Source organism: Planomonospora algeriensis, from assembly GCF_977012225.1.
Window position 1 is genome coordinate 1 of sequence record NZ_CDRNDK010000226.1, and the last position, 10219, is coordinate 10219.

At 72.9% G+C, this 10219-nt stretch carries 11 protein-coding genes; 5 read left to right on the top strand and 6 right to left on the bottom strand.

Annotated features, from left to right (window positions below; genetic code table 11):
• The coding region (locus ACWJ6R_RS21635; RefSeq protein ID WP_449063980.1) for a serine/threonine-protein kinase at positions 1–884 on the bottom strand (884 nt) is incomplete at its 3' end.
• Positions 885–1066: 182 nt separating this feature from the next.
• Positions 1067–1579, bottom strand: coding sequence for a MarR family winged helix-turn-helix transcriptional regulator (locus ACWJ6R_RS21640; RefSeq protein WP_449063981.1), 513 nt, complete (start codon positions 1577–1579; stop codon positions 1067–1069).
• A gap of 148 nt (positions 1580–1727) precedes the next feature.
• On the opposite strand from ACWJ6R_RS21640, the gene ACWJ6R_RS21645 reads away from it, so the two are divergent.
• Together ACWJ6R_RS21645 and ACWJ6R_RS21650 are read left to right on the top strand one after the other, a co-directional pair.
• Positions 1728–1961, top strand: a complete 234-nt coding sequence (locus ACWJ6R_RS21645; protein ID WP_449063982.1) for a hypothetical protein — start codon at positions 1728–1730, stop codon at positions 1959–1961.
• Positions 1958–3403 (top strand): AAA family ATPase, encoded by a 1446-nt coding sequence (locus tag ACWJ6R_RS21650; protein ID WP_449063983.1) that lies wholly within the window; start codon positions 1958–1960, stop codon positions 3401–3403. The genes ACWJ6R_RS21645 and ACWJ6R_RS21650 overlap by 4 nt, the downstream gene beginning before the upstream one ends.
• Positions 3404–3474: 71 nt before the next feature.
• Here ACWJ6R_RS21650 and ACWJ6R_RS21655 read toward each other — a convergent pair whose 3' ends face one another.
• The 3 genes from ACWJ6R_RS21655 to ACWJ6R_RS21665 form a co-directional block, all read right to left on the bottom strand.
• Positions 3475–4494: an SDR family oxidoreductase gene (locus ACWJ6R_RS21655; RefSeq protein WP_449063984.1), complete on the bottom strand. Its 1020-nt coding sequence runs from the start codon at positions 4492–4494 to the stop codon at positions 3475–3477.
• 104 nt (positions 4495–4598) lie between these two features.
• On the bottom strand, positions 4599–5165 hold the full coding sequence (locus ACWJ6R_RS21660; protein ID WP_449063985.1) for a TetR/AcrR family transcriptional regulator: 567 nt from the start codon (positions 5163–5165) through the stop codon (positions 4599–4601).
• A 115-nt stretch (positions 5166–5280) separates the two neighbouring features.
• The gene (locus tag ACWJ6R_RS21665) at positions 5281–6936 is read right to left on the bottom strand and encodes a fumarate hydratase (RefSeq protein WP_449063986.1); all 1656 of its coding nucleotides are present in this window, start codon (positions 6934–6936) and stop codon (positions 5281–5283) included.
• Between the two features lie 231 nt (positions 6937–7167).
• Between ACWJ6R_RS21665 and ACWJ6R_RS21670 the strand changes: the two genes are divergently transcribed.
• Both ACWJ6R_RS21670 and ACWJ6R_RS21675 read left to right on the top strand, forming a co-directional pair.
• Entirely contained in the window at positions 7168–7299 is a 132-nt protein-coding gene (locus tag ACWJ6R_RS21670) for a hypothetical protein (protein ID WP_449063987.1), read from the top strand.
• Between the two features lie 219 nt (positions 7300–7518).
• On the top strand, positions 7519–7650 hold the full coding sequence (locus tag ACWJ6R_RS21675) for a hypothetical protein (protein ID WP_449063988.1): 132 nt from the start codon (positions 7519–7521) through the stop codon (positions 7648–7650).
• Between the two features lie 132 nt (positions 7651–7782).
• Here the strand turns inward: ACWJ6R_RS21675 and ACWJ6R_RS21680 are convergent, their stop codons facing one another.
• A complete protein-coding gene (locus ACWJ6R_RS21680) occupies positions 7783–8820 on the bottom strand; it encodes a DMT family transporter (RefSeq protein ID WP_449063989.1) in 1038 nt (345 codons plus the stop codon).
• Between the two features lie 66 nt (positions 8821–8886).
• Here ACWJ6R_RS21680 and ACWJ6R_RS21685 point away from each other — a divergent pair.
• Positions 8887–10219: aminotransferase-like domain-containing protein (locus ACWJ6R_RS21685; RefSeq protein ID WP_449063990.1), on the top strand; the 1333-nt coding region annotated here is incomplete at its 3' end.

Genomic DNA, 10219 nt, shown 5'->3' on the forward strand with positions numbered 1-10219 from the left:
ACGGCGATCGCCGGGACGGGCCGCCCGGGCTTGCCCGCGGGACGGCCGAGGGGCTCCTCGGCGATCCCGCCGGCCGCCACCCGGGCCAGCATCAACGAGGCGCGGACCGGGTCGAGTCGGGTGGCGGGGTCGATCGTGAGCAGACCGCGGAGCACCGGGGCGAGCGGGCCCGCCTTCTCCATCGGGATCGGCTCGCCGCTGGTCAGCGCGGCCAGCGCGGCGGCGGCCGTGCGCCGCCCGTGCAGGCCCCGGCCCTCGACCGCGGTGTAGAGGGTCGCGCCCAGGGACCACAGGTCGGCGGCCGGGCTCGCCTTGGAGCCCAGCACCCGCTCCGGCGCGATGTAACCGGCGGAGCCGAGCACGATGCCCGCCTGGGTGATCGAGACCTCGCCCTCCAGCGCGGCCAGGCCGAAGTCGGTGAGGACCGCCCGCTCGTCGGTCACCAGGACGTTGCTGGGCTTCACGTCGCGGTGCAGGATGCCCTTGGCGTGCACGGCGCGCAGCGCGCCCAGCACCTGCCGCCCGATCTCGGCGGCCTGGCGCGGCGGCAGCGGCCCCTCCTGCTGGACCAGCTGCTCCAGGGACCTGGCTCTGAGCAGTTCCATGACGATCCAGGGGCGCTCGTCCTCGGTGACGACGTCGAAGACCGTGATCACCGAGGGGTGCGCGACCATCGCGGTCGCCCGCCCCTCGCGCTCGGTCCTCGCGCACAGCTCGGCCCGCAGCTCCTCGTCGAGGACCAGCGGCAGCCGCACCTCCTTGACCGCCACCTCGCGGCCGAGCAGCTCGTCGTGCGCTCGCCAAACGGTGCCCATGCCGCCGCGCCCGACCGGCTCCGCAAGCCGGTAGCGCGCGGCAAGAAGGTATCCGGACGGCGCACGCATGATGGGCAGCTTACCGATTTGCGTAGTGCGACCAGTAGAGACATGGCCGAAAGTTCTTGTCCATTGCGGTCAGATTCTCTCTCAAGTGATTGTCGGGACACGTACGGTGACCGTTTCGATGCCCGCCGGGATCGCGCGCACACCCCGAGGCGCGGGGTCCTGCGGAGGGCGGGGCGGCGGGGTCAGCGCGCCGTGCGGGCCGTACCGGTGGTGGCGTGTGCCGCGTACGCGGCGGCGGATTCGGCGATGGCGCGCAGGACGCCCTGGAGCCGGGTGACGGTCTCGCCGTCGATGCCCATGGCCGTGCCGATGGCGTCCGGGATGTGCCCGGTCCGCTCCCGCAGGGCCCGCCCCTCCTCGGTGAGGGTGACGGCCACGGAGCGCTCGTCGTCGGCCCGGCGGCGCCGTTCCAGCAGGCCGTTCGCCTCCAGCCGCTTGAGCAGGGGGGAGACGGTGTTGTAGTCGAGTCGCAGCTCGTCGACGATCGCGCGGACCGTGCTCTCCTCGTGCCGCCACAGCACGGCCATCACGAGGTACTGCGGATAGGTCAGGCCGAGGGGGTCGAGCAGGGGGCGGTAGACGGAGGTGACGCTCCGTGAGGCGGCGTACAGGTCGAAGCAGAGCATCGCGGTCAGCGGCCCGGAGTCGTCGTCCCGTGAGGCGTCCGCCCTGCGGTGGTTCGCGTCCGAGTCCATGGACAGAGTGTAGGTGGAAAAGAACGGTGGCAACCAGATCGCGTGCGATTTGATCTCCCGTGATTGAAGGCGGGCGGTCCCGATCCGCCCCGCGCTCACCGCCGCCTCCGCCGAGGCCGAGATCCCGAGTGCGGCCAAGCCGACCATCGTGCTCGTGCTCGTGCACGGCGCGTTCGCCGACGCCTCCAGCTGGAACGGCGTGATCGAGCGGCTCCAGCGCCGCGGCTACACCGTGATCGCGTCGGCCAACCCGCTGCGCTTCATGGCCGAGCGCGCCGGGGTCCGCCGGGCGGGACGGCCGGAGATGGATGCCATTTATTATAGGGCTAGCTATAATTGTTGTACCTATAATAACCATGTCATGCCTCAGGAGGCCGAATGATCGATAAGCCTGACCGCCTGTTCAGCCGGGAGGCCGAATGGGAGGAGCTCTCGGATTTCGTCTCCTCCCCCAGAGAGGGGGCGACACTGGGGCTGGTCTACGGCCGCCGGAGGCAGGGCAAGACGCTCATGCTGGAGTTGCTCGCCAGGCAGAGCGAGGGATTCCTCTTCGCGGCCACTCAGCAGAGTGAGACTCAGAACCTCGCCGACCTCGGCGCCGCCTACGCCGCCTTCCGAGGGCTCCGCCGACCTGTCGCGTTCGGCACCTGGCGAGACGCGCTGGACGAGCTGCTCCGGCTGGGGGAGGAACACGCGGTCCCGGTCATCATCGACGAGTTCCCCTATCTGGTCTCCACCTCCCCGGCTCTGCCCTCCTACCTGCAGGCCGCGCTGAGTCCGCTGGGCCATGCGAAGGAGCACACGCGGACGCGGATGATCCTCTGCGGCAGTGCCCTCACGACCATGGCGCAGCTTCTCGGCGGAGGCGCGCCGCTTCGCGGGCGGGCCACCATGGAACTCGTCGTCAGACCGTTCCGCTTCCGCGACGCGGCCGCGTTCTGGGGAGTGGCCCACGACCCGGAACTGGCATTCCGGCTGAACGCCCTGGTCGGTGGGACCCCTGCATATCTGGAGATGTCCGGGGGGGCAGGACCGACGAGCACGGAGGGCTTCGACCGATGGGTCCAGCGCCGTCTGCTCAACCCGGCCTCCGCGATGTTCCGCGAGGGAGGGCTGCTGCTGCGCGAGGAGCCCTCGATCATGGACCCGACCTCCTACGCCGCGATCCTGGCCGCGCTCAGCGCGGGCAACCACCGGCGTTCGGAGATCGCCGTGGCGCTCGGCCGTCCGAGCACCGCCCTGGCCCACCTGCTCTCCGGCCTACGGGACATCGGTCTGGTGGAGCAGGTCGACGACGCGCTCCGGGAGAAACGCAGCGTGTTCCGCATCGCGGAGCCGGTGGTCCGCCTCCACCAACTGCTCATCCAGCGTCACGAACCTGAGCTGGTCGCGGGCAGGGCGAGCCGGGTCTGGGCCGCGAACGCGGACACCGTCGTGGCGAAGATCTACGGCCCGCACTTCGAGGACCTGGCCCGGGAATGGTGCTTCGACCACGCCGATCCGGAGACCCTCGGCGGGACCGCGACGACCGTGCGGCCCACGGAGATCGCCTGCCGAGAGCACCGGCAGGGCCACGAACTCGACATCGTGGTGACGGAGAGCACATCATTCGCCGCGGACCGGGTCACCGCGATCGGCGAGGCCAAGGGGACCGCCGCGCCCATGGACGCCTCCCAACTGCAGCGGCTGGAGCACCTGCGCGGCCTCCTGCCCAGCGCCCGGGTCGGCGTGTCGCCCAAGCTGCTGCTGTTCGCCCGCGCGGCTTCACCCCTGACCTCATCCGAATCGCCGCGGCCCGCTCCGACGTCGAGCTCGTCGATCTGACCCGGCTGTACACCGGCTCGTGATGCGTGCGAGTGCCGGGCGCACCGGTGCCCCTCCGGGTGGCCGGCCCGTTACCCGGCCCTCCGCGCGGCGGTCCCGAAGCCCGGGTCCGCGGGCCCGTCCCCGAAGCGCGCGGCGACCAGGTCGTCGGCCCAGCGGCGGAGGGCCTGGCCGACCGGCGGCATGCGCAGCCCGATCCGCTCCGCGAAGGCCAGGGCCGGAGCGGTGTCGTAGCGGTCCTTCGAGAGGAACGAGAGCGTCTCCGGGTCGACTCCGGTGAGCGCTCGGGGCAGCCGCCGCACCAGCCCGACGGGGACCGACCACCGCGGCGCGGGCACGCCCAGGTGGGCCGCGAGCAGCGCGACCAGCTCCCGGAGCTCGGGCGTCTCGTCGTCGAGCACCCAGTACGACCTGCCCGCGGTCTCCGGGTGCCCGGGCAGGGCGGCCATGAACCGGACCAGGTAGCCGACGTCCACCACGGGGACGAAGACGCCGGGCCCGCCGGGGAGGACGGGCAGCCGCCGGTGCCAGAGGTCCCGGACGAGCGAGGCGAGGCCGATGAACTGGCCGGGGCCGATCACGGTGGCGGGGTTGACCACCGTCAGCGGGAGGCCGAGCTCGGAGGCCCGGGCGCGCACCGCCGCGTCGCCCTCCTTCTTGGAGGCCTCGTAGGGCCCCTCGCGCCGGTAGTCGGGGCTCCCGCCGCTCACCCGGTAGCCGCTGACGTGGACCAGGCGGCGCAGGCCGGGGCGGGCGGCGGCCCAGTCGGCCGCGTTGAGCGCGCCGGTGACGTTGGCCGACCGCGCCTCCTGCACGGTCAGCCCGAAGGCGAACCGGGCGGCGGCGTTGTAGACGTCGCGCACCCCCTCCAGCCCGCCGTCCGCCCGCAGGCCGAGACCGGGCACGGTGACGTCGCAGGTGACGACGGTCAGCCGGGAGGCCTCCACCCCCTGCCCGGCGAGCCAGGAGGTCAGCCGGTCCCCGGATCCGCGCACGGCGGCGGCGACCGCCCGCCCCTGGCGGAGCAGCTCGGCCACCAGGGAGCGGCCGATGAATCCGGTGGCGCCGAGGACGAGGGAGTCGGGGGTCATGCGATCACTCCTGGATATAGATCGGTCTACATATTTTTTGAACGGAACGAGGGCCCGCCGGAACGGGCCTCCGAGGCGGCGTCTTGTGCGCCGCCTGGCGCCGCCTAGGACCGCAGCAGCGCGGTGATCCGGCGGGTGACGCGGTCCAGCGGATCCCGGCTCCGGTGCGCCCGGGCCAGCAGCAGTGCGCCCTCGACCAGGGCGAGGACGGCGACCGCGGTGTCGTCCGGCTCGGGATGGCCGTCGGCGGCCAGGCGCAGGCGGAGCGCGTCCTCCCAGGAGCCGTAGGCGTCGGAGCAGACCCGGTGGAGGGGGTCGCTGGTGGCCGCCGTCTCCAGTGCCACGGTCGCCACCGGGCAGCCCTTGCGCCAGCCGGACTCCTCCAGCCGGTCGCCCAGCAGCCGGATCACCGCGGCGACCAGGCCCTCGGCGTCGGGCGCGCTCTCCGCCAGCTCGCGCAGCGCCTCGCCGATCTCCCGCCCGGCGCGCCGTACGGACTCCGCCACCAGTTGGTCCTTGCCGCCGGGGAAGTGGAAGTAGAGCGAGCCGCGCGGCGCCCCGCTCGCGGCGACCACCTGGTTCAGCCCCGTGCCGAAGTAGCCGCCGGTCTCGATGAGGTCCCGCGTCGCGTCCAGCAGCCGGCCGCGCGTCTCCTCGCCTTTCTGGCCCATGGGGAAAAAGTAGACCGGTCTTCTTATTTTCGCAAGGCGGCCGCGGCCCGGGGATCCGCTCCCCGGGCCGCAGGGCGGCCCGCGGTCGGCTCTCCGGGCCGCGGGCGGGGAGCGGTCAGCTCCGGCGGCCGATGGACAGGGCCGGTCCGGTGCGGTCCACGAAGAAGTCCTCGCCCTTGTCGTCGACGACGATGAAGGCGGGGAAGTCCTCGACCTCGATCTTCCAGACGGCCTCCATGCCGAGCTCCGGGTACTCCAGGACCTCGACCTTCCTGATGCAGTCCTGGGCCAGGCGGGCCGCCGGGCCGCCGATGGAGCCCAGGTAGAAGCCGCCGTACTTCTGGCAGGCCTCGGTGACCTGCTTGGACCGGTTGCCCTTGGCGAGCATCACCATGGAGCCGCCGGCGGCCTGGAAGCGCTCGACGTAGGAGTCCATCCGCCCGGCGGTGGTCGGGCCGAAGGAGCCGGAGGCGTAGCCCTCGGGGGTCTTGGCGGGGCCGGCGTAGTAGACGGCGTGGTCCTTCAGGTACTGCGGCATCTCACCGCCCGCGTCGAGCAGCTCGCCGATCTTGGCGTGCGCGATGTCGCGGGCGACGACCAGCGGGCCGGTCAGCGAGAGCCGGGTCTTGACCGGGTACTTCGTCAGCTCGGCGAGGATCTCCGCCATCGGCCGGTTGAGGTCGATCTTCACCACGTCGTCGGAGAGCTGCTCGTCGGTGGTGTCCGGCAGGAAGCGGGCCGGGTCGGTCTCCAGCCGCTCCAGGAAGACCCCCTCAGGGGTGATCTTCGCCAGGGCCTGGCGGTCGGCGCTGCAGGAGACCGCGATGGCCACCGGGCAGGAGGCGCCGTGCCGGGGCAGGCGGATCACCCGCACGTCGTGGCAGAAGTACTTGCCGCCGAACTGGGCGCCGATGCCGAGCTTCTGGGTGAGCTCGAAGACCTTGGCCTCCAGTTCGGTGTCGCGGAAGCCGTGCCCGCTGGGTGAGCCTTCGGTGGGGATCGAGTCCAGGTAGCGGGCGCTGGCGTACTTCGCCGTCTTCAGCGCGTACTCGGCGGAGGTGCCGCCCACCACGATCGCCAGGTGGTACGGCGGGCAGGCGGCCGTGCCCAGGGAGCGGATCTTCTCCTCCAGGAAGGCCAGCATGCGCTTCTCGTTGAGGACGGCCTTGGTCTCCTGGTACAGGAACGACTTGTTGGCGCTGCCGCCGCCCTTGGCCATGAACAGCAGCTTGTACTCGTCCGGGTGGCCGTTCGGGTCCTCGGCGTACAGCTCGATCTGGGCGGGCAGGTTGGAGCCGGTGTTCTTCTCCTCCCACATGGTGAGCGGGGCCATCTGGGAGTAGCGCAGGTTCAGCCGGGTGTAGGCGTCGTAGACGCCGCGGGAGATGTGCTCGGCGTCGGCGCCGTCGGTCAGCACGTGCCGGCCGCGCTTGCCCATCACGATGGCGGTGCCGGTGTCCTGGCACATCGGGAGCACGCCGCCGGCCGAGATGGAGGCGTTCTTGAGCAGGTCGAGGGCGACGAAGCGGTCGTTGCCGCTGGACTCGGGATCGTTGATGATCTTGCGGAGCTGGGCGAGGTGCGACGACCGCAGGTAGTGCGAGATGTCGTGGATCGCGGTCTCGGTGAGCAGCCGCAGCGCCTCGGGGTCGACCTCCAGGAACCTGCGGCCCGCGGCCTCGACTACGCGCACCCCCTCGCTGCTGACCAGGCGGTACTCCGTCTCGTCCGTTCCCAGGGGGAGCAGGTCGGTGTAGTCGAACTCGGGCATCGTCTTCGATCCTCCGTGCCGGGGGCCTTCTGCCGGTTCTCGCCGGTTCCTGCTAGAGGGTACGGCCTCCCGCGGGGCGTTCCGGAAGGCGCCCGCCGTACGGCCCGCGGAGTTCCGTCGGGGTGCCGCCGCTTCTTGGGCGAACCGTGGCGCGACCGGGACGTCCGCTTGCCCGGGGGGCGACGGAGGAATGGGTGAACGCATCCGCTCCGCTCCACCGAGGGGGAAACCATGGAAGCCAGCCAGATCATGATGCTGGGATTCGGCCTGCTGGTGCTCGCCGGGCTGCTCGTGCCGCTGATCGGGCTCGTACTGCACGAACTGGGCGTCCGGGACCAGGAGTGGCCGATCGTCCACCGCTGAGGACGGCGGGCCGGATCCGGGCGCTCCTCCCCGCGCCCGGTGGCCCCGCGTTCGGTGGTCCCGTGCCCGGTGGTCCCGTGTTCGGCGTCCGTCCGGGCGAAACGCCCTTGACGGGAACATGCGGTGTCCGTGACGTCCCTTGCCCGTACGGCGAGGGCGGCCGACCGAGAATGGATATGAGGCCGTATGTACTCAATATCCGGCATCTCGGGGGAAATCATGGAAATCGGCTCATATGTACTCTTCGTCATCGGCGTGCTCATCATCGGCGGACTCGTGGGGTCGCTGCTCACCATCGTGCTCCACATGGTCGCCGAGGAGAACAAGAACCAGCGTCCGCTGCACCACTGACGGCCAGGCGCCTTCCGGCCGCCGCTGACGGCCGGGCGCCTTCCGATCTGACGCCGCCACCGGCGGCCAGGCGCCTTCCGGCGGCCGCTGAGCGCCGCCGACGCCGGCGGGCGCCATGCGATCCCTCGCGGGTCAGGCCCGGTCCGCCACGGTGACCGCGGTCCCCGGTCGGCAGGGGACGGCTTCCTCCTGCCCGGATTCGGTGGTTTGCCCGGATCCGGTTGCATGTCCGCCCTCGGTCGCATGTCGGGATTCGGCTGTGTGTCCGGATTTGGCCGTGTGATCGGACCTGGCCGTTCGCCCTGATCCGGCCGTGAGCCCGACGGCGATCCCGGCGATGACCAGCGCGGCCCCGGCCAGGTCGGCGGCGGACGGCGCGCCGAGACCGAGTATCGCGCCCGTGGTCATCGCGCCGACCGGGATCAGCCCGGCGAACAGCCCGGCCTTGGCCGCGCCGAGCCGGGGTAGCGCGTCGTACCAGAGGAAGAACGCCACGGCGGTGACGACGACCGCCTGGTAGCCCAGGCCCGCCGCCTCGGCGGCGGTCGGCGCGCGCAGCGCCGCGGCCCCGTCGGACAGCAGCCCGATCACCCCCAGCAGCGGTACGGCGAGCGCGGAGGAGTAGGCCGAGACCCGCAGCGCGCCCAGCCGGGGCAGCAAGGGGATGGCCAGCACCGAGAAGCAGACCTCGCAGGCCAGGGCGCCCAGCGACCACAGCAGCCCGGCCGGTTCGCCGCTGCCCAGGCCGGTGGCCACGGTGGCCCCGGCCACCACGACCGCCGCCGCCCCCAGCATCCGGGCGGACGGCCGCCCGCCGATCAGGGCGAGCGCCAGCGGGACGGTGCCGAGCACGGTGCCGACCAGCGCGGGACCCCCGTGCCGGGTGGCCTCGATCACGCAGACGTTGAAGACCGCCAGCCCGGTGAGGGCGAGGGCGGCCAGCAGGACGGCCTCGCGAGGCGACGGCCGGACGAACCGCAGGCCCGACAGCCGGACGGCGGCCAGCAGGATCGCCGCGGCCAGCAGGTAGCGCAGCGCCTGGCCGCCGTAGATCGGATAGTCCTCGATCAGCCCGGAGACTCCGGCCAGGGTGCCGACCAGGAACATCGCCCCGGCTGCCTGGACGGGACCGCGGAACCGGGCCGCGCGGGTGGTGACAGCGTCGCTCATGCCCGGAATGCTAGGAGGCAATGGTTTCCCCGTTCAGTCCAATCACCGAGCAGGACAGAGGACCAATTGGCCGATCTCCATCTGAGCGTCGACCGGGCCGCGGGCGGGATCGCCGGGCAGATCACCCGCGAGCTGCGCGAAGCCGTACGGCAGGGCAGGCTGGCCGCCGGGGCGCGGCTGCCGGCGAGCCGGGAGCTGGCCAGGGACCTCGGGCTGTCGCGGGGTGTCGTGGTCGAGGCGTACGAGCAGCTGGTGGCCGAGGGGTTCCTGGTCGCGAGGGTCGGAGCCGGGACGCGGGTGGCGCCCGCCGCGGGCCGCGCACCCGACTCCGCGGACGATCCGGGACCCGCGGATCCGGGGGCGCCGGTGCACGAGTGCGACTACGGGCGCCGTCCGACCTCTCCCGACCTGAGGACCTTCCCCCGGGAGCGGTGGCTGGCCGCGACCAGGCGGGTGCTCGCAGCCCTCCCCGCCGGAGCCCTGGACTACGGCGATCCCGGCGGCGTCCCGGAGCTGCGCGAGGAACTGGCCGCCTACCTGCGCCGGGTCAGGGGGGCCGACGCGACCCCGGACGACCTGGTGATCGTGGGCGGGGTCGCCCAGGGGCTCAGCCTCACCGTCCAGGTGCTGGCCGGACGCTTCCCCGGGGAGCGCCCCGGCCGCGACCTCGGCTGGTTCACCGGCGCGGCGGCGCGCCCGGTGGACCGGGACCGGGGCGTACGGCTCGCGGTGGAGGACCCGACCGGCCTGCGCCAGCTGCCGCTGCTGCGGGCCGCGGGCGCCGACCTGGTCGCCGTACCGGCCGACGAGGAGGGCATCGACGTGGCGGCGCTGGCCGCGGCGGAGGTCCGGGCGGTGCTGCTCACCCCGGCCCACCACTACCCGACCGGGGTGGTGCTCTCCCCGCGCCGCCGCGCGGAGCTGACCGAGTGGGCCGCGGCGACGGGCGCGGTGGTCCTGGAGGACGACTACGACGCGGAGTTCCGGTTCGACCGCGACCCGGTGGGCTGCCTGCAGGGACTCGCCCCCGCCCGGGTGGTCCTCGCCGGGAGCGTCAGCAAGTCCCTGGCCCCGGGGCTCCGGCTCGGCTGGGTGGTGGCCCCGCCGCACATCGCCGGGGCGGTACGGCGGGCGCGGGCGGAGCAGGACATGGGCTCCCCGGTGCTGGAGCAGCACGTGCTGGCGGACCTCCTGCGGACCGGGGCCTACGACCGGCACCTGCGGCGGATGCGCCGGGAGTACCGGGCCCGGCGGGACGCCCTCGTGCGGGCCCTGGCCGAGCACCTCCCCGAGATCACCGTGTGGGGCGTCTCCGCGGGGCTGCACCTGTTCGCCGAGCTGCCCGGCGGCTGGGACGAGCGGGCCGTCGCGGCGGCGGCCCGGGCCCGGGGCCTGGCGG